This window comes from Bradyrhizobium sp. Kon37, assembly GCF_055807535.1.
The window spans coordinates 404,920-422,934 of record NZ_JBVVOY010000002.1; the positions used below are offsets into that span (position 1 = coordinate 404,920).

Annotated in this window: 21 protein-coding genes and 1 pseudogene; 12 read left to right on the top strand and 10 right to left on the bottom strand. The window is 62.3% G+C overall.

Going from position 1 to position 18,015, the window contains the following annotated elements:
* Window positions 1–56 precede the first annotated feature (56 nt).
* Both AC0L3J_RS06205 and AC0L3J_RS06210 read left to right on the top strand, forming a co-directional pair.
* Entirely contained in the window at window positions 57–929 is an 873-nt protein-coding gene (locus AC0L3J_RS06205) for a bifunctional helix-turn-helix transcriptional regulator/GNAT family N-acetyltransferase (RefSeq protein ID WP_473346402.1), read from the top strand.
* Between the two features lie 56 nt (window positions 930–985).
* Complete coding sequence (locus tag AC0L3J_RS06210; RefSeq protein ID WP_473346404.1) at window positions 986–1,372, top strand: ester cyclase; 387 nt, start codon at window positions 986–988, stop codon at window positions 1,370–1,372.
* Between the two features lie 22 nt (window positions 1,373–1,394).
* On the opposite strand, the gene AC0L3J_RS06215 is transcribed toward AC0L3J_RS06210, so the two are convergent.
* The 3 genes from AC0L3J_RS06215 to AC0L3J_RS06225 all read right to left on the bottom strand — a co-directional run bounded on the left by AC0L3J_RS06215 (window position 1,395) and on the right by AC0L3J_RS06225 (window position 4,041).
* On the bottom strand, window positions 1,395–2,615 hold the full coding sequence (locus AC0L3J_RS06215) for an MFS transporter (RefSeq protein WP_473346406.1): 1,221 nt from the start codon (window positions 2,613–2,615) through the stop codon (window positions 1,395–1,397).
* Window positions 2,616–2,764: 149 nt separating this feature from the next.
* Window positions 2,765–3,352 carry a DUF308 domain-containing protein gene (locus AC0L3J_RS06220; RefSeq protein ID WP_473346408.1) on the bottom strand — a complete coding sequence of 196 codons (588 nt, stop codon included), beginning with the start codon at window positions 3,350–3,352 and terminating at the stop codon, window positions 2,765–2,767.
* Between the two features lie 104 nt (window positions 3,353–3,456).
* Window positions 3,457–4,041 (bottom strand): TetR/AcrR family transcriptional regulator, encoded by a 585-nt coding sequence (locus AC0L3J_RS06225; RefSeq protein WP_473346410.1) that lies wholly within the window; start codon window positions 4,039–4,041, stop codon window positions 3,457–3,459.
* 76 nt (window positions 4,042–4,117) lie between these two features.
* On the opposite strand from AC0L3J_RS06225, the gene AC0L3J_RS06230 reads away from it, so the two are divergent.
* The 6 genes and pseudogenes from AC0L3J_RS06230 to AC0L3J_RS06255 all read left to right on the top strand — a co-directional run bounded on the left by AC0L3J_RS06230 (window position 4,118) and on the right by AC0L3J_RS06255 (window position 8,293).
* Window positions 4,118–4,645: a peptide deformylase gene (locus tag AC0L3J_RS06230; protein ID WP_473346412.1), complete on the top strand. Its 528-nt coding sequence runs from the start codon at window positions 4,118–4,120 to the stop codon at window positions 4,643–4,645.
* A gap of 477 nt (window positions 4,646–5,122) precedes the next feature.
* Window positions 5,123–6,145 carry an ABC transporter substrate-binding protein gene (locus AC0L3J_RS06235; RefSeq protein WP_473346413.1) on the top strand — a complete coding sequence of 341 codons (1,023 nt, stop codon included), beginning with the start codon at window positions 5,123–5,125 and terminating at the stop codon, window positions 6,143–6,145.
* A gap of 430 nt (window positions 6,146–6,575) precedes the next feature.
* Window positions 6,576–7,151 (top strand): cytochrome P450, encoded by a 576-nt coding sequence (locus AC0L3J_RS06240; RefSeq protein WP_473346415.1) that lies wholly within the window; start codon window positions 6,576–6,578, stop codon window positions 7,149–7,151.
* 71 nt (window positions 7,152–7,222) lie between these two features.
* Window positions 7,223–7,339: pseudogene (locus tag AC0L3J_RS06245) on the top strand (peptide deformylase); the annotation flags it as partial.
* A 110-nt stretch (window positions 7,340–7,449) separates the two neighbouring features.
* Complete coding sequence (locus AC0L3J_RS06250) at window positions 7,450–7,863, top strand: GFA family protein (RefSeq protein WP_473346417.1); 414 nt, start codon at window positions 7,450–7,452, stop codon at window positions 7,861–7,863.
* A 25-nt stretch (window positions 7,864–7,888) separates the two neighbouring features.
* Window positions 7,889–8,293: an MAPEG family protein gene (locus AC0L3J_RS06255; protein ID WP_456764708.1), complete on the top strand. Its 405-nt coding sequence runs from the start codon at window positions 7,889–7,891 to the stop codon at window positions 8,291–8,293.
* A 38-nt stretch (window positions 8,294–8,331) separates the two neighbouring features.
* On the opposite strand, the gene AC0L3J_RS06260 is transcribed toward AC0L3J_RS06255, so the two are convergent.
* The 3 genes from AC0L3J_RS06260 to AC0L3J_RS06270 all read right to left on the bottom strand — a co-directional run bounded on the left by AC0L3J_RS06260 (window position 8,332) and on the right by AC0L3J_RS06270 (window position 10,210).
* A complete protein-coding gene (locus AC0L3J_RS06260; RefSeq protein ID WP_456764709.1) occupies window positions 8,332–8,694 on the bottom strand; it encodes an ArsR/SmtB family transcription factor in 363 nt (120 codons plus the stop codon).
* Complete coding sequence (locus AC0L3J_RS06265) at window positions 8,694–9,356, bottom strand: SRPBCC family protein (RefSeq protein WP_473346420.1); 663 nt, start codon at window positions 9,354–9,356, stop codon at window positions 8,694–8,696. The genes AC0L3J_RS06260 and AC0L3J_RS06265 overlap by 1 nt, the downstream gene beginning before the upstream one ends.
* A gap of 68 nt (window positions 9,357–9,424) precedes the next feature.
* A complete protein-coding gene (locus AC0L3J_RS06270) occupies window positions 9,425–10,210 on the bottom strand; it encodes an AraC family transcriptional regulator (protein WP_473346422.1) in 786 nt (261 codons plus the stop codon).
* A gap of 250 nt (window positions 10,211–10,460) precedes the next feature.
* On the opposite strand from AC0L3J_RS06270, the gene AC0L3J_RS06275 reads away from it, so the two are divergent.
* Window positions 10,461–12,011 carry a carboxylesterase/lipase family protein gene (locus tag AC0L3J_RS06275; RefSeq protein WP_473346424.1) on the top strand — a complete coding sequence of 517 codons (1,551 nt, stop codon included), beginning with the start codon at window positions 10,461–10,463 and terminating at the stop codon, window positions 12,009–12,011.
* 6 nt (window positions 12,012–12,017) lie between these two features.
* On the opposite strand, the gene AC0L3J_RS06280 is transcribed toward AC0L3J_RS06275, so the two are convergent.
* The 3 genes from AC0L3J_RS06280 to AC0L3J_RS06290 form a co-directional block, all read right to left on the bottom strand.
* On the bottom strand, window positions 12,018–13,277 hold the full coding sequence (locus tag AC0L3J_RS06280; protein WP_473346426.1) for a serine hydrolase domain-containing protein: 1,260 nt from the start codon (window positions 13,275–13,277) through the stop codon (window positions 12,018–12,020).
* Window positions 13,278–13,388: 111 nt separating this feature from the next.
* Window positions 13,389–14,147 (bottom strand): SDR family oxidoreductase, encoded by a 759-nt coding sequence (locus tag AC0L3J_RS06285; protein WP_473346427.1) that lies wholly within the window; start codon window positions 14,145–14,147, stop codon window positions 13,389–13,391.
* A gap of 165 nt (window positions 14,148–14,312) precedes the next feature.
* Window positions 14,313–15,194 (bottom strand): AraC family transcriptional regulator, encoded by an 882-nt coding sequence (locus tag AC0L3J_RS06290; protein WP_473346428.1) that lies wholly within the window; start codon window positions 15,192–15,194, stop codon window positions 14,313–14,315.
* A 323-nt stretch (window positions 15,195–15,517) separates the two neighbouring features.
* Between AC0L3J_RS06290 and AC0L3J_RS06295 the strand changes: the two genes are divergently transcribed.
* Window positions 15,518–15,865: a hypothetical protein gene (locus AC0L3J_RS06295; RefSeq protein ID WP_007592152.1), complete on the top strand. Its 348-nt coding sequence runs from the start codon at window positions 15,518–15,520 to the stop codon at window positions 15,863–15,865.
* A gap of 42 nt (window positions 15,866–15,907) precedes the next feature.
* Here AC0L3J_RS06295 and AC0L3J_RS06300 read toward each other — a convergent pair whose 3' ends face one another.
* Entirely contained in the window at window positions 15,908–16,366 is a 459-nt protein-coding gene (locus AC0L3J_RS06300; RefSeq protein ID WP_473346429.1) for a suppressor of fused domain protein, read from the bottom strand.
* Between the two features lie 375 nt (window positions 16,367–16,741).
* On the opposite strand from AC0L3J_RS06300, the gene AC0L3J_RS06305 reads away from it, so the two are divergent.
* On the top strand, window positions 16,742–17,188 hold the full coding sequence (locus AC0L3J_RS06305; protein ID WP_219683236.1) for an Rrf2 family transcriptional regulator: 447 nt from the start codon (window positions 16,742–16,744) through the stop codon (window positions 17,186–17,188).
* 141 nt (window positions 17,189–17,329) lie between these two features.
* Window positions 17,330–17,974: an NADPH-dependent F420 reductase gene (locus AC0L3J_RS06310; protein ID WP_473346430.1), complete on the top strand. Its 645-nt coding sequence runs from the start codon at window positions 17,330–17,332 to the stop codon at window positions 17,972–17,974.
* The last annotated feature ends 41 nt before the right edge of the window (window positions 17,975–18,015 follow it).

Sequence of the window (18,015 nt, forward strand, 5' to 3'; positions counted from 1 at the left end):
AAGCGAAAGCCTGCGCTGATTGACATCGATGATATGCCTGACTAAAGTCAGACATCATGCTCGACCCTGTTTCCCGCGTCCGCCGCTTCAATCGCGCCGTCACGTCCGCTGTCGGCGCGCTCGACACGTCATTTCTGGGACGCGGACGGCCACTGGGGGCGGCGCGCGTGCTCAACGCGATCGGGCATGGACGTTCGGACGTGGCCGAGATCCGCGACTATCTCGGCCTCGATTCCGGACTGATGAGCCGCCTGCTACGCAGCCTCGAGGACGAAGGGCTGGTCGAGACCAATGCGCATGAGGACGATGCGCGCCGCCGCGTCGCGACGTTGACACGTGCGGGCCGGCGCGAGTTCGCGGCCTATGAGGCGCTGTCGAACACGCAGGCCGAGGGCTTCCTCGCCCAGCATTCGCAACGCGAAGCGCTGCTGGCGGCGATGGATTTGATTGCTTGCGCATTGACGCGCGAGCGCGTCACGCTGGATGAGATGGATCCGCGGAGCGAGCAGGCCCGCTATTGCCTTGGCGAATATTATGGCGAGCTCGGCCGCCGCTTCAAGCAGGGCTTTGACGTCTCGCTGTCGCGCGATCCCGACGCGAAGGATATGCGCCGCCCGCGCGGCACGTTCATCGTCGCGATGTCGGACACGCTGCCGATCGGCTGCGTCGGGCTGAAGGGCACGGATCACGGCTATGCCGAGATCAAGCGTCTCTGGGTCGCACCGGCGGCGCGCGGATTGCGGCTCGGCCGGCGCCTGATGGACATGACCGAGGACGTCGCGCGCGGGCTCGGCATCCAGCTGCTGCGGCTCGACACCAACAGCGCGCTGGCGGAGGCCGGCCAGCTCTACCGACGAAGCGGCTGGAGCGGGATCCCCCGCTTCAATGACGACCCCTACCCGGACCTGTTCTTCGAAAAACGTCTGTGAGCCCCGGCGCCTTTTCTCCCGTTGCCGCGTTATGGCCGGAGCCGCAGGAGCACGCCATGGCCAGGTCCGACCTCGCCGACATCTACCGCGACTACATCGCCTGCCTGAACCGCCAGGATTGGCCCGCGCTCGGACAGTTCGTCCACGATGACGTCGTCCACAATGCGCGACCGCTCGGACTGTCCGGCTATCGCGCCATGCTGGAGCAGGATTTTCGCTCAATTCCGGATCTGCATTTCAACATCGAGCTGCTGGTCTGCGATCCGCCTCAGATCGCCTCCCGATTGAAGTTCGATTGTAGGCCGGCTGGAAAGTTTCTGGGGCTGGATGTGAACGGCAGGCGCGTGTCATTCTGCGAAAACGTGTTCTATCAATTTCACGACGGAAAAATACGGCACGTGTGGTCCATCATCGACAAGCCAGCGATCGAGGCGCAGCTCTAGCGCTGCACCTCGACGAACCTGCTTACGCCGCCGCCGGCGCCAACTTCGCTTGCGGCTTCGGGAACGGCTTGAAATTCATCGCCATCAGGAAGGCGCCGAGGCCCATCGCCCAAGAGGCGATATAGAGCCAGGCGTAGCTCGAGAACGCATCGTAGATCAGGCCGCCGGCGAGCGGGCCCGTGGCCATGCCGAGACTGCCGGCCATGGCGGTGCCGCCGATCACGGTGCCCATCATCTTGAGCGGGAAATTTTCGCGGATCAGCACCGCGTAGAGCGGCATGGTGCCGGCATAGATGAAGCCGAAGACGGCCCCGACGGCGTAGAATGTCGTGAGCTGGTGCGCGAAGACATAACCTAGCGCGCCGAACGCCTGCAACAGCAGGCCCGAGACCAGCACGCGCTTGGCGCCGAAGCGGTCACCCATCAGGCCGAAGGCGATGCGTCCGCCAAGGCCGGCAAAGCCCTCGATGCTGTAGATCGTCACCGCCGCGACCAGCGGGATGCCGCAGCTCACGGCATAGGAGACAGTATGAATGATCGGGCCGGAATGGGTGGCGCAGCAGAAGAAGTTGGTCGCGAGCAGGATCAGGAATTGCGGCGAGCGCAACGCCTCTCCCATCGACATCTCACCGTGCGCGGCACCCCCGCCCGCAGGCGCGGCCATGGCGTGCGCGAGCGCGGGCGGGCGGCGCACCAGGAACGAGACCGGGATCATGATGGCGCCGACCACCAGCGCCACGATCTGCATCGAGGTGCGCCAGTCGTGACCGGAGACGAGCCAGGCCGCGAGCGGCGCCATCGTCATCGGCGCCATGCCCATGCCCGCCGACACCAGCGAGACCGCGAGGCTGCGATGGGTGTCGAACCAGCCGGTCACGGTCGCCATCATCGGCGCGAAGATCGCGGCACAGGAGGCCCCGACCAGAAGGCCAAAGACGAACTGAAACGCCAATAGCGAGGTCGCGTGGCTCGCCGCGAACAGGCTCACTGTCAGCACCGTCGATCCCGTCAGCACCACCAGCCGCGGCCCGAACCGGTCCGTCAGCGTGCCCCAGGCCATGCTGGTGCAGGCCATCGCCAGAAAGCCGATCGTCATCGCGCTGGAGATGCCGGTCACGGACCAGCCGGTGTCCTTTGCGATCGGCTGCAGGAACACCGGCAGCGAAAACATGCCGCCGATGGCGACGCAGCCGAGCAAGCCGCCCGCGGCGACAATCACCCAGCGATAGGAGGAAGCGTTCATTTTGGTCTCCCGTCAGGTCTGTCTGGGTGGAAGACGAATGGGAACATGGTGAGCCGACAGGCCGACACAAGTTTTTGCGGCACGCTTTGTGACCTGCCAAACAAAAAACGCGAAAACAACCCCATGCACAGTAGCCGGGCGCTTTGGGATCAAGGACTTACAGCGCAGCTCTTTGCAGTGCACTCACCGACCGTGAGCCAGGCCGCCGAGACCAGGAAGTAGAGCGCACCAACGCCGGCATAGCCCGCGACATTCGCGATCGAGGGAACCGCGGGCATCGTGGCCTGAAAGATGAAGAAGCCGCCTGCGAGAGCCGACTGGCCACCGCTGAGCACCATGGCCCATTGCGCGCCAAAACTCCGCCAGCGGCGGATGGCCGTTCCGAGTTGGAGCAATCCCGACAGGATCGCCCAGGCCCCGAAGATTCCGAGCACCCGGTTCATGCCCATCTGCAAGGTCACAAGCACCGCGACGGTGGTCGCCAGGCTGACCACGACGTTCAGAGCCTGCGTGCGGCTTTGAGCAAGCCCGCCGCTGCGAAGCGCGTCCGCGAAATTGGCTGCGGCGTCCCATGCGGGATAGAGGACGAGCAAGGCGCCGGCGAACACTGGAGAAGAAGCTCCGACGGCAAACGCAGCAGCGACCCAGGCAACCGAGAATGCCGCTCGCGCGAAGTAGTATTGCTTCAGCCATCGCTCGCGGTCGGTATGAACCGGATCCGATTGATATCGCGCCATTACAGTCTCTCCTATACCTACTAGTTGGTAGTTTCCTGCACGCAGCGAAACCGACTTCGCTCCAGCCCGCTTGCGGGCTGTCGCGATCGTCTCGCCGATGTCTCTCAATGCTTGTTGGCCAGCCGGTCCAGCAGCGGGGTGGTGATCACACCGAACATCTTTGGATCGCCATAGGCACGCGCCGACAGCATGGCGCCGTGAATGGTCGCCATGAATCCTTCGGCCTCGACCCGGGCTGTGCCGGAGAGTTTGAATTGCCCTTTCCGCTTGCCGCGCTCCATGACGGCCGTCAGCCAGGAAGCCAGGGAGCGGAAGTGCGCGCGGACTTCGAGCGCAACCTCCTCCGGCAGGATCGGAAGCTCGCTGGCCAGCAGCGCGCAGACGCAGAACGGCGCCGTCGCATCATTGATGCACGCCTTCCAGTACGCGACATAGTTTTCGAGCTGGCCGCGCGGATCAGGGACATTGCGCTCGAGCGCGGACAGTCCCGCCTCGGCTTCGGCGCGGTAGCGCGACACGAGGGTGCGGACCAGGTCGACCTTGCTGGCGAAATGGTGGTGGATGCTTGGCTTGCGGATCCCGACCACATCGGCCACGTCGGCGTAGCTGAAGCCGTTATAGCCGCCCGCGATGATCAAGCTGCGCGCGCAGGTCAGGATGTCGTCGGCAGTCGAGGAAACGTTGGTCATGGCCCCTAGCTACCTTCCAGTTGGTAGGGCGTCAAGAACGGGATGCTTCAACCATCCGTGAGTGCTAGGAGCCTGCATGACCATTCGTCCGATCGTCCGCTATCCCGACCGCCGCCTCGCGATGCCGGCCCGCCCCGTCACCGCGTTCGACAATGCGCTGCGCGAGCTCGCAACGGACCTGCTCGAGACGATGCGCGCCGCGCCCGGCATCGGCATCACGGCGCCGCATATCGGCGTGCCCTCGCGCGTCGTTGTGCTCGAGCTCGACGCCAAGGAGGGTGCTCAGACCTATGTCAATCCGGAGATCGAATGGGCCTCACCCGAGATGATCCTGCATCGCGAAGGCAGCGTCTCCATGCCCGGCGTCAACGACGAGGTGCAGCGCCACGCCCGCGTGCGGATCAGCTATCAGGATCTCGACGGCACCATGCACAGCGAGGAGTCGGACTCCTTGCGTGCCGTCTGCCACCAGCACGAGATCGACCAGCTCGACGGCATGTTCTGGATCCAGCGCCTGTCGCGGCTGAAGCGGGAGCGGCTGGTGAAGAAGTATGGGAAGACGTCGCGGCAAGACTGGCGGCGCGACGGCTTGATCATACCCTAGTGGAGCGGCGCCCCGCCCAATTTAGCGGGTCGCATCGTGACTATAGTGCAAGACTAGCATTTTGCATTTATCTGGCAGCCGGCGCTGCAACGCACGGACGCCATTGCTAGCGACACCTGATCCGTTCGCATGGACCGACCATATGTGGGCGGCCGGACGTTCAGATGGTGACCGGCCTCTCGAGGCCAGACCCAATTGGCTGGTATTTCCCTTAGACTGCCCCAATCAGACCGGCTCGTGAGAGCAGGAAAAAGTTGAGGCCGACCGGGAGACCGGTTGCGGAACAACCGCCGTCTATGCCACCTTAGGGTGAGTTATGTCCTTATAGGTTGATCAAGGCGGCATATGTATCGGGCAACAAGTGACAACGCCCCGTTTCGAGGAGCTAAGGTCAAGCGCTGCGCGACTCCAAATCCGGCTTTGGGACCAATGCGGACAAGACCTTTTGCCTTAGAAGGAAGAAAAGGGGCTGGCGAAATGACTTTCCTGCGCGACTTTATTGGTAACAGGCTGGTCCTGGGGATCATTGGCGCGGGCATATTGTTTCTCTGCTTCGCTACTTTTGCTTCACAAAGCCTTTGGCAGGAAGGTGCTAATCGACGAGTTGTAATTGCGCAAGCGGGCGACTTCTTTCTCTACGCGCCGCTGTACTTCGCGCTAGACGCCGGCTTCTTCCGCGACCAGCGGCTTGACGTACGCCTGGTTAGCACCGGCGGCGATGAAAAAACGTGGGCTGCGGTTGTAGGTGGGAGCGCGCAGTTCGGTGTTGCAGATCCGACTTTTGTTGTTATTGCCGATGCCAGAGGGCGTCCGGGCCGAGTTATCGCAAACATCGTGAATGGAGTGCCCTTCTGGGGAATCACTTACAATAAGGCTATCCCGATTATTGCCGACCCCAGCCAATTAGCTCCGTATTCCGTCGCAACATTTCCATCCCCCTCTACCGCATTTGCCTTACAGTCCGAGATGTTCAAACGCGGCGGTCTTCGTCCAAACATTCGAGAGGGCGCGTTTGGGACCTTAGTCGCGCTCCTAAAATCCGGCCAAGCTGACATCGCTCTGGAGCTTGAACCCAACGTCTCGCAGGCGGCAGCAGACGGCGCTCGCGTTCTCTACGCAATGCCAAACGTATACGGCGACTTCGCCATCACCGGCCTTACCGCAGAGCCAGATTTTATAACCAGCAATAACGACGTTGTACGTGACGTAGTCTGCGCCCTGCAGATGGCATTGGACTACGCTCGCAAACGCCCCGATGAAGCGCTCAAGATTTTGTCGAAGCGGTTTCCGGAGATCAAGCAGGATATCGCCAAGGCAGCATTCTCTCGAGTGATCGACGCAAGAATTCTGCCAGACTTAACCGGCACCACTACAGCTGCCTGGGACCGCGCGGTCCAGCTACGTGTTAGCTCAGGCGACGTTAAAGCCCCAAAAGACATGAAATATTACATCGACAATTCCTTCGCGGATTCGGCCGCAAAACAATGTCGCATGAAGTAGTCGTCTTTCAATGGTGCCGATAATGGTAGAAACAATTACGAAGATTGTAATCGCAGACAAGCACTTTCTCTACCTTCCGCTGTATTATGCTGACTACAAAAATTACTTCGGCCTTCTTCCCAAAGAAAACAAACTCCAAATCGTTCGGTCACGGTTGCATACAGACACGTCTGCGTTCACAGAACTAAGGGGCTCGGATACTTGATATTGAGAGCAAGCGCTCTCTACAATGTACCACGAGCGCTGGCCGCCGCGGCCGGCATAGCATTGCTCGCGCTTCTGCTCGATCTTTGCGGTAGTTGGATCGAAAGAAATCGTCACACAATCGTGCAGTTGATCAGCGTGCCGCGAGTGCTTTGGCGCCGCTCTTACACGAGCCGAGATTGACGAAGCGATATCCGCGCTATTCAGCGCGACCCGCGATTCGGAGTTGGCCGCACTCGCACGTGAAGAAGCCAGACGTGCTAACGTCAGAATCGAACAAGACGTTCTTCTTTGCAATGTGGCAATGCTTGTCTTTGCATTCTTTGGACCGTTGCCCGCTGCAGTAGCGAACTTAATCATCACATTGGCCCTAAACGACAGATGGATTGAGCCCAAGACCGAAAATATCAATGCATGGATCATCGAGGCAATGCGACTGTATTCGCCCACTGCCTCGATTGATCGCATCGCGACCACCGATTGCGATGTGCTCGGGACACGCATTACTCGTGGTCAACTCATCAGGTGCGACATTGCAGCAGCACATCGGGATTCTCTCGTTTTTCCAAATCCGACAACGTTCGACTGGAAGAGGAGCAATCCGAAAGAGAACCTGACGTTTGGTCGAGGTGACCACTCTTGCGTAGGCGGCTTTTTCTCCCACCTGCTATGCTCTTCGATACTAAGGAATATTGTTGCGGTAGCTCGACGGGTCGAATTTACGCAAGAACGAATCGAATGGCATCCGCGGATCAATGCCTTTGGACCAAAAGCCTTATACGTGTCTTTGCTCCCACGATGAGTCGCGCAGCTAAATAAATTCGACTGAACAATGCACGCTGGGCCGCCGGAGACTGCATCATACTGGAACGCGCCGTCTGCCAACAGCACGACATCGACCAGCTCGACGGGATGTTCTGGATCCAGCGGCTGTCGCGGCTGAAGCGGGAGCGGCTGGTGAAGAAGTTCGAGAAGATGTCGCGCGGGTGAGCGTGCCGGCGAAGATCGGACTTGTGTGAAATCGCGCCGGCTGCTCGATGTGGCGAAATCAAACCAACCTGATATGATTGGAACGGTCGGCCCCGTCGGGAGGGAGACGAATGACCCATTCAGGTCGCTGCGCCTGCGGCGCGGTTTGTTACACCATCGCGTCCACGCCGATCCGCGGCTTCCAATGCCAGTGCAGCGACTGTCAGCGCGACACCGGCAGCGGCCACAGCTCCATCTTCGTGTTCGCGCGCAACGCAGTCTCGGTAACCGGCGAGGTACGCGAAATCGCGCGCACGGCCGGCAGCGGCGCAGTCAAGCGCAAAGGGTTCTGTCCGAACTGCGGCTCGCCGATCTATAACAAGCCGGACGAGAAGCCGGAGTTCATCGGCATTTATGTCGGCACGCTGGACGACGCCAGCACGTTCAAACCGTCCGTCGTGCTGTTCTGCTCGCGCGGATATGCCTGGGATCACCTCGATCCCGAGATTCCCAAACTCCCGGAATGGCACCCGGGATCGCGCTGATTTCTTGCAGATTGGGGGACAGCCAATGACGATGAGCTTCGAGCTGTCGATGCTGGCCGCCGCAATCGTCTGGGGCTTCGTACAGCTTGTCGCCGCCGCGCAAGCCGCGAACCTGCAGTACGGCCTCAGATGGGCTGCGAGCCCGCGCGACACCGAGATGCCGCCGCTCAAGCCCATCCCCGGCCGGCTCAACCGAAATTTCCGCAACTACATGGAGACGTTTCCGTTCTTTGCCGCCGCGATCCTCATCGCTCACGCCGCAGGCGTTCACAATGAGCTGACTTATTGGGGATCGATCGCCTATCTTGGCGGTCGCATCGCCTACACCGCGCTTTACTTGTCCGGCATACCGCTCGTCCGCTCACTGTTCTGGAATATCGCCAGCTTTGGCATGCTTGCGGTCTTGGCTGCGGCCTTCGTGCCTCACTGAAGCGGCGCGATAGCGACTTTGCCTTTGCCTCGATGCCTTCACGCCCGCTTCCCGCCCCGCTTGGTCATGGGCGCGTTACGACGCTCGCGTTTGCCGCGCGCGATCTCGGTCGCCAGGGCGTCCAGCTTCGGCTCCCAGAAATTGCGGAACTGACCGATCCATGTATCGACCGCTTGGAGCCCCGCAGCATCGACCGAATAGAGCCGTCGTTGCGCCTCCGCCCGAACCGTCGCGAAGCCGCTCTCGCGCAACACCTTGAGGTGCTGCGACACGGCGGCCTGCGTAATCCCGAACTCCGCTCCGATCACCTCGACGACCTCGCCGGAGGCCATTTCCCCGGGCGCAAGCAGCTCGAGGATGCGCCGGCGCACGGGATCGGCAAGGACATCGAAGACTTGCATCAACTTCCTGTGCCCGGATGCGCGACGTCGGGCGGCGTCTCGCCGCGATAGAAAGCGATGGTGCGGTCCGACCGCTGCTTCGCGGAGGCAGGATCCACGCCGCTTGCGACGTGCGCCGCGCGCCAATACTCGCCGCTGCTCGTCATGAATTCCTTACCCGCGGGAGAGCCCATCCATGCCTCGGCCGTCTCGTGGTCGACCGATGCCCCGGTCGCAACATATCGCTCCAGTCCCGCAATGGCGAGATCCCAGCCGATGCCTACCGCCCCTGGACCGAACTGCTCCCAATGATCTTCGATGATCGCGGTGTGCTCAAGCGTCAACCGCGCTTGGGATCGTTCCGCCGTCAGCTTGACATCGATCCAGCTCATCGCGCCGCCGAATTCCCACGTCGCTGCAAAATGGGTCGGCGGCGTGCACGCCGTAATGGTGCCGCCGGCATTTCCCTTCAGCTGGTACTTTCCACCGAGCTGGAGATCTCCCTCGACCGGCAGAAACCAGCGCGGAATGCGTTGCGGGCTGGTCACGGCGTCCCAGAGATCGTCGACGCTGGTCTCGTATAGCCGCGTCAGCGTCACCGCACTGGCCACTTTCCCGTCCTTCTCGAAATTCCTCACCGAACGCGTAACCAGCCCCAATACCCTGACGACGTCGATCTCCATGGCGCTCCTCCTTGTCATTTCGTGCCAGGATGAATATCGGCCGAAGCTAATATAAGTCAATTCTTATATTATGAGGAGATGCCGCTCAGATATTTGCCCGGCGATTTCCCAAGCGCCTTCTTGAACATGGTGATGAAGGCCGCGACGGAGTCGTAGCCGAGATCGGCGGACACCTGCTGGACGCTCGCGCCGGAGGTCAGCTCCCGCAAGGCGACGATCAGATGCAATTGCTGGCGCCAGCGCCCGAAGCTCAAGCCTGTCTCCCGGACGACGAGACGCGCGAGGCTGCTCTCGCTCAGCGCGAGGCGATCGGCCCATTCGGCCAGCGTCCTGCGGTCGGACGGGTTTTTCGCCAGCGCTGCGGCAATCTTCTTCAAGCGCGGCTCGGGGGAGAGCGGCAGATGAAGCTGCTGAACCGGCATGCGGGGGAGCTCGCGCAGAAGGACGCTCGCCAGAAGGTCTACCCTCGCCTCGTCATCCGCGGTCTGATCGGACAGCTCGACGATCACTTCACGCAGCAGCGGGGAGATCGAAAGCGTGCAGCAACGATCCGGCAAGTCCACGACGTCAGGCTCGATGTAGATGAAGAACAGCCGGGCATTTTCTGTCGCGAGGTTGCTGTGCTGCATGCCCCCTGGAATCCACACCGCGCAATGCGGCGGCACCATCCACAGACCAGTGGGAACGCGGCACGTCACGGCGCCGCCCAGCGCAAAGACAAGTTGCCCCTTGCGGTGCCTGTGATCGGGTACCTCGCCCTTGGTCCCGATCACGTCAACGCGCACGACGATGACGGGCGCGGAAACATCATCCACGTCGAGATCAGGCCATGGAAAACGGAGCGGCTGCCGCATGCTTGCCGGTTTTTAGCAATCGATTGGCAGAATATCTAAATCGAGCGAACAAGAAAGTCGATAGGATCTCGGCGTGGCAAGCGGTTTCGCTGTGGCCATCCTTCGAGACGCCCGCTTCGGCGGGCTCCTCAGGATGAGGTCTTGTTTCGCGGCGCAATCGCAAATCCTCATGGTGAGGAGCCCGCTCTCGGGCGGGCGTCTCGAACCATGACGGCCAAGCTCTGTGTGCGATTGCCCTGGAGATGTGAGCATGCATGGTTCCACAAGTACGACAGCAGCCAAGCTGCACCGCGTGGTCCGCACGCAAGCAGGCTTCGTGCGTGGCGGCCCGCGCGATGCAAGCGGCGTGATCGCGTTCAAAGGCATTCCCTACGCAGCACCTCCGCTCGGGCCTCTGCGTTGGTGCGCACCGCAGCCGCCGGCGCCCTGGGATGGCGTGCGCGATGCGCTTGTGTTCGGCGCGGGGTGTCTATCGGCGCTCGAAAACGACCAGCGGCCGGGACCGCGTGACGAGGATTGCCTCTATCTCAACGTCTGGACCGCGGCAAAGCACGCGGACGAGACGCGGCCCGTGATGGTGTGGATTCACGGCGGCGGCTTTCAGTTCGGCTCCTCGGCGAATCCCGCGACCGATGGCGGCGCGCTAGCAGCAAAAGGTGTCGTCGTCGTCAGCTTCAATTACCGCCTCGGCATCCTCGGCTTTCTCGCCCATCCCGATCTCGATACGGAGGCGCCGTCAGGCAATTACGGCCTGCAGGACCAACTGATGGCGCTGCGCTGGGTCAAGGCCAACATCGCCGGCTTTGGCGGCGACCCCGACAACGTCACCCTGTTCGGCGAATCCGCCGGCGCCATGGCCGTCGGCATCCTGATGGCCTCGCCGCTCGCGCACGGACTGTTTCACAAGGCCATGGGACAGAGCGGCGCGTTCTGGGATGGCAAGCACGGCCCGCTTGAGGGCTTTGAAGAAGCCCGTACGCGTGGTCTGGCTTTTGCCCGGCAACAGGGCAACGCGTCGATCGCAGCTTTGCGCAGCATGCCGGCTGATCGGTTGAATGCAGCCGCGCCGTGGAGTTTCAGGACCAGCCCGGTCGTGACGGCGTTCTCGCCGAGTATCGATGGCCATGTTGTGCCCGACGTGCCCGCGCGGCGCTTCCTGCGCGGCGAACAGATGCACATCCCGCTGCTGGCGGGCTGGAATGCGGCCGAGGAATTTCCTTTCGCTTCGCAGTCACTGCCCGATCAATCGGCGCAAGCCTTTCTCCCCGCGGCCGAGGCGATGTTCGGCAAGGAGCGCATGGCCGATTTCCTGAAGGTCTATCCCGCGGCGACCGACGCGGAGGCCAGGACTTCGGCGGCCGCGCTTAACGGCGACATCGTGGTCGGCGAGCAATGCTGGCAGTGGCTGCGATTGCATTGGCGCGGGGGACGCGCGCCGGTCTACGGCTATCACTTCAGCTATACCTCGCGCTACACGCCGATTGCCTCGCACGTCACTGAAATTCCGTTCGTGTTCGGCACACTGACACCGCAACAGGTGATCGGCAGCTCGGCACCGCCGGCCGAAGAGGACCGCGCTCTGGCGCGGACCATGATGGCCTATTGGGTAAATTTCGCGGCGCATGGCGATCCCAACGGATCAGGCCTGCCGACCTGGCCCGCCTATGACGAGACGGACGTCGTGCAGATCCTGGGCACGCCGATCGAAGCCGGCCCCAATCCGCAAGCCGCCCGCTTCCGTTTCCTCGCCAGTTTCAGGCAGGACGGCATTTTGCCGATGCGCTGGCGGGAGCTGCCGTAGGCGGCCTCACCCGCCCGCCATCAGCTGCTTCGCCAGCGCCATGTAGGCAGGCAGCGTCACGGGATCGTTGGCGGCGTTGCCCGCTGCGGGGTGCGAGGCGTAGCGCGCGATCACCATCTCGGCCTTGGGATCGATATAGATGCCCTGGCCGTGAACGCCGCGCGCCATATAGGCGCCGTGGGCGTTGTGCGTGACCCACCATTGATTGCGATAGGACGCGCCTGTTAGCGTGGTGTAACCGGCGGGCTTGAATTTCTCGGGATCGCCGCCGCGCGCGATGTCCTCGACGACAGATGAAGGCACGATCTGCCGGCCGTTGAAGCGGCCGTGATTGCGCATGGTCTCGCCGAAGCGCGCGAGATCGCGCAAGGTGGTGGAGAGGCCGCCGCCGCCGCTTTCGGTGCCGATGCGATCGACGTGGTAATGCGCGTCCTCCTCCGCGCCGATCGGCTGCCAGATGCGCTCGGACAGCAGATCGGACAAGTTCATGCCGCTGACGCGCCTGATGATCCAGGCCAGCACGTCGGTGTTGACGGTCTTGTAGGCAAAGGCCTTGCCGTGCTCGCCCTGCTTCTTCTGCGCCATCAGAAATTCGAAGATGGTGGTCGGGCCGTCGTAATCCGGCGGAATCGGTGCCATGCCGTTCGCCCGCCGCAGGCCCCAGACGTGAGAGCTCTTGTCGGTATAGACCTCCGTGTATTCGAGCCCGGTGGTCATATCCATGACCTCGTGCACGCGCGCATCGCCGAAGGCGCTGGCCTTCAGCTCCGGCACATACTCCGTGACAGGCGCCTGCGGATCGATCTTGCCCTCGGCGACCAGAATGCCGGCGAGCACGCCCGTGAACGATTTCGTCACCGACATCGCGATATGCGGCTTGTGCGGCTTCAACGCGCCGAAATAGCGCTCATAGATCAGCCTGCCCCGATGCAGCACGGCGATGCCGTCGGTGTAGGTCTCCTCGAGCATCTTCGCGAACGTCATGGGCCGGCCGTCCATCGTGGTCGACGCGGAGGCGCCGATGTCATGGTCTTGGCGCGGCAGCACCGATGCAGGCCCCGCCCCGCGCCAGACGTTCACGGTCGGCACCAGCTGGCGGATGTTGCTCCATGCCCAGCGCAGCTCGGGGAAGCTGCGGAACGAGCCGTTCTGGAAGGAGATGGTGCGGTTTTCCGGTGGCGGGAAGCCCTTCATCCAGCCGAGTGTTTCGGGATCGGTTTCGGCGGCGGTTGCAGACGGCTGACTCGGGGCGGTGGCGGCGGACATGAACATTGGGCTCCGGAAGCGAACGACGGGGTCTCGTATCATGGAGATACGTGGCGAACATCCAGTGTTTGCGCCGAGGTGACCGTCGCCGTGCGCTTGGCGGGTTCGTCGTCAGGTCAAGCGCACCGACATGCCGCCATCCACCGTCATGGGGCTGCCTGTCATGAACGATGCCCGGTCGCTCAGGAGAAAAACCGCCGCCTGCGCGATCTCCTTGGGACTGGCCATCCGCTTCATCGGGTGAAGCCCGGCGATGAAGTTCAGGGCGTCGGGATTTCCCTCGCCCGCCGCCGGGGTGATGGTCCCTCCAGGCAGAAGCGCGTTGACCCGAATGCCTTCGGCCGCATGCTCGGCGCCCAGTGATTGAGCCAGGCCGATCAGTCCTGCCTTCGAGGCTGCGTACGCCGCCATTCCCGGCAGGCCCCCGTTGCTGAAGCCAACGAAGGACGAGGTAAAAACGATCGAACCGCCGCCCTGCTTGCGCAGTGCCGGGATCTGCGCCTTCGCGCTGAGGAACGCCGAGGTGAGGTTCACCGCAAGCACATCGGTCCAATTTTCGAACTTCATCTCGGGGACCGGCGTCATGTCGCCGACGATGCCAGCATTGTTGAAGGCGCCGTCGAGCTTTCCGAAAGTCTTGACGGCGTGCGCGACGAGGCGGGCTGCATAGCCGGTGTCCCGAACATCGCCGGCGAGAAACGTCGCGCGCCCTCCGGCGCTCTCGATGCTTGCAACAACGGCCTGCAGCTCGGGGCCACGACGCGCCCCGAGCACCACATCGGCGCCTTCGGACGCGAACAGCGACGCCGCGGCAGCACCGATACCGCTGCTGGCGCCGGTTACGATGATCGTCTTGTTTGGCAGTTCCACGGTGAGACTCTCCTGATGTCAAAAAGGAGCCGAACAAGACATCAGGCACCAGCGAGCTGCCACCCGTTTCCCGAGTTGAACGCGGGATCACATCGGCGGACTTGATCGGGGAATGGCGGCCTGTCGGTTTCCGTGATCGGAAGCGACAGGCGCCGTCAGCGGACGCTACTTCAGCGGCAGAAAAACGTCCGCGACGGTCTCATGCTCCGGCACCTCCGGGAACAAGCTCAGCCGCTGGCAATAGATCGGGAAGTCGCGCGCTTCTTCGCCGCTGGCGGGAAGCCAGTCGCGATAAAGGAAGAGCGCGGCCGGCTCGAGATTGTCGGTGTAGCCGACGACGCGCAGCACCGCGCAGCGTCCGCCGGGGATCTCGCCGGCCTTGATCTCTTCGCCGTTCGCCGCGATCGGCTGGTCGGTGCCGACGCAGAGGTCCGTGCTGTACTCGGCCGGCGAGGCAGGACGCCGCTCGGAGCGCCAGACCGTGAAGGTCGGACTTGTCCTGGGGTGCAGGTTCGCCGCCTTGCGCCACGCGATGAAACGCTGGATCGTGGCGGGAAGCGTCGACGGGTCGCCGCGATGCTCCATGATCGCCACCTTGGTGGGTTGCACATCGCGGATCGTCACGTCGTCGGTGGTAAAGGTCTTCTGCATGAGCTTGCTCCTCGCATTGTCGAGAGGCCCGAAGGCCGCAAGCCACGGCTCCCAGTCGGGAGACTTCCGGAACGACGACGGCGATTGCCCGAACCGTTGCCGAAAGGCGCGGGCGAAGGCATCCGGTGCATCGTAACCGGCATCCCTCGCAATCTCCGTGACATTAAGGGCGTCCACAAAGGCCAGCTGATGCGAAGCGCGCTTCATGCGGGCCAGCTGGACATAGCGATGCACTGATAATCCGAAGGTTGCCGAGAACTGCCGGTGGAAATGAAATTTTGAGAAAGCCGCAACAGCACTCACCGTGTCCAGATCCAGATCATCGTCGAGATGCCGGTCGATATGATCAAGCACCCGTCGCATCCGGTCCTGATAGTTTTGCAGCGCCGCCTTCATCGTCCCTCCTCCGTGGCGGCTCCATCTAGTCGCTGACGGCCATGACACGCTCGACCGATCTTGCGGTTTGGCCGAGTCTGGCCAATCCCAGTTCGAATGACCACGCCGATTGCAAGCACCTTCCTCTCCGCGCTAAACTGTCGGAACCCCTTGACCCACAAGTGGGCGTTCCCCTTCGAGCCGACTTCCCGAACATGCACGAACTGGCGCCCGACTTCGAACGCTTCATCCGCGATCTCGAGGACTTCAATCGTGGCTGATGCGGTCAGCGGCCATCCGGGCTGCGGCTTCGGGGAATTCTCATTCGCAAACGGAATCCAAGCATGAATGCAACTCTATCCATCGTCGTCCTGGCTGCCGAGCTCCTCATCAGCGCGTTGGGCGCGTTCGTGTCAATTGCCGCGCTCGGCTTCGCGGGAGAGGTCACGCGATCCAGGGATTTGACCGCCTTTGGCTGGGTCCTGGGGGCGCTTTACTTCGTTGTCGCCTTTACGCCCCTCGTCGCAACCGCATGGGTGGCGCACAGAAGGTTTGTTTCAGACAAAGCGTTCCCGGTGCTCGAAGTCATTTCGTCGCCGTACCTGGTGCCGGTGGTGCTGTGGGTTGGCGCAGCGATTTTCTGCATTGGGCTGTTGGCATTTCAAAACGGCGCGGGGCTGGCGCCGCGGTAGCGCGAGGCGCAGGCGTCCACGAAGATGGCGGCGGTCAGGGTATCAAAGAGCGCTGGGACGATCGATGTCGAATACGTCGATCTGTCGGTCCTGGAACAAATCCTCCAGCGCTTCGGGCCCGTTCGCCAGCGCGTAGTCCCGCTCGGCGTCGGAAATGGGCAGCACCTGCAGCCAGGCGACGGACTTGGCCGAGAAGGACTGTGTTTCCAGGTCCCACAAGAACGGAGAGATGAGCATGGCGTGCTTCATCTCGCGCCCTTCGCCATACAGTTCCAGGGCTCGTGGAATGACGACGCCGGGCAAGGGTGTGATTTCGCCCTTCTTGATGCTGAAAGCGCAGGTCGCGATCATGTTGGCGCCCTCGGCGCATTCCGTCGCCAGAGCCAGCAGAATCTCGACGCCCAGGGCCTTGCCGCCGGACGTCAGGCCTGTCCTCGCATCAGAGAGCGCGAGGCTGGCATAGGTGGAAACGCCTCCTGCCGGGACGTTCTTGATGATCATGATGTCGACGTCGCAGACGTGGGCGTCATCCCAATATTTCGTAACCGTCGGTGAGCCCTGCGTAACATCTCTCAAATAGCGGGCGAGAGATTTGTTGTCTTCCGAAACCGCCATGGCTCCTCACGTCAAAAACCGAGGTCGTCGGCAGTCTTCACCGCGATGACTGCGAGCATACGATCGCCGCTTTGGCCTCTCGTCTGACGTCGGTATAGACGGGGCCGGTGGTCATATCCATGACCTCGTTCACGCGCGCATCGCCAAAAGGCGCTGGCTTTTAGCTCCGGCACAGCCGCGCATCCAGCCGCTTGCAGACGCACCAGTGTTGACATCGCCGAAAGTGTGTAATAGTGATGGTTACACACAAACGAGATCATCATGCCGACCAGCACCCGCTTCGCCGTTGCCGTTCATATCCTCACCGGACTTGCCGTGAGCGAGGGAAAGCCGCTGCGGTCCGAGGATCTCGCCTGGTCGGCCAACACGGGTGCCGTCGTCATCCGCGGGCTGTTGTCCCGCCTGAGCGATGCCGGGCTGACGCGTTCGCAGCTCGGAGCGGGTGGCGGCTCCTTGCTGGCGAAACCGGCGAAGAAGATACGGCTGCTCGATGTCTATGCGGCGGTCGAGGACACCGAGCTGTTTTCGCTGCACCGGACTCCGCCCTGCGAGAGTTGCGCGGTCGGCGGCAACATCATTGCGGCGATACAACCCGCCCTCGATCGGGCGCGCAAAGCGCTCGAGGCTGAACTCGCAAAAACGACAGTGGCGGATGTTGCAGCCGAGGTGGCGCGGCTGGGCAAGTTCTCCATTCCGCTCGCCTGGTGATCTGTTTTGCCCTTAAATGTAATCGTGTCATTGACACATAATATCTTCAATGCCGGACGGCATTGATCGGCGGATGGCTGACCAGCCTTCGGGGCGCTGGCGGTCCTGATTTTCAAGCCCCTCACCTCACTGGAGTCCATCATGAGTATAGGTATCATCGGTTCTGGCGCCCTCGGCTCGAACCTCGCACGCGCTCTCGCCAAAAAGGGCATCTCGGCCACCATCTCCAACAGCCGCGGACCGGAATCGCTCGCGTCTCTGGTCCAGGAGCTCGGCCCCTCGATCAAGGCCGGCACCGTGGAAGCGGCAGCAAGCGCCGATATCGTCATCGCCGCCGTCCGCTGGACTGATGTGGAGAAGGTGTTCAGCCGCTTGCCAACCTGGAACGGTCGCATCGTCATCGACGCCACCAATCCGGTAGAATTCCTCGATCCCAACTCGGCGGATGCGAAGGACCCGAGCAACCCGCTCGCGGCCTACGGCATCAAGGCCGTCGATCTCGGCGACAAGCATTCGAGCGACGTCTTCAGCCAGTTCGTTCCGGGCGCCCGCGTCGTCAAGGCATTCAACCATAACGACGTCGCGGCGCTGTCGAATCCGGACGTGGCGGGTGGCCGGCACGTCCTGTTCTATTCGGGCGATGACGCTGCCGCAAAGGCCGAGGTCCGCAAGCTCATCGAAGGCGCCGGCTTCTTCCCGGTCGATCTGGGCTCGCTCGACGTCGGCGGACGATTGGCAACCCTGCCCTTCGGCGCGCTGGCCGCGCACAACTTCATCAAGATCTAGCAGACGCCGGAACGAAAAAGGGGAGCCCGCATGTCGCGGGC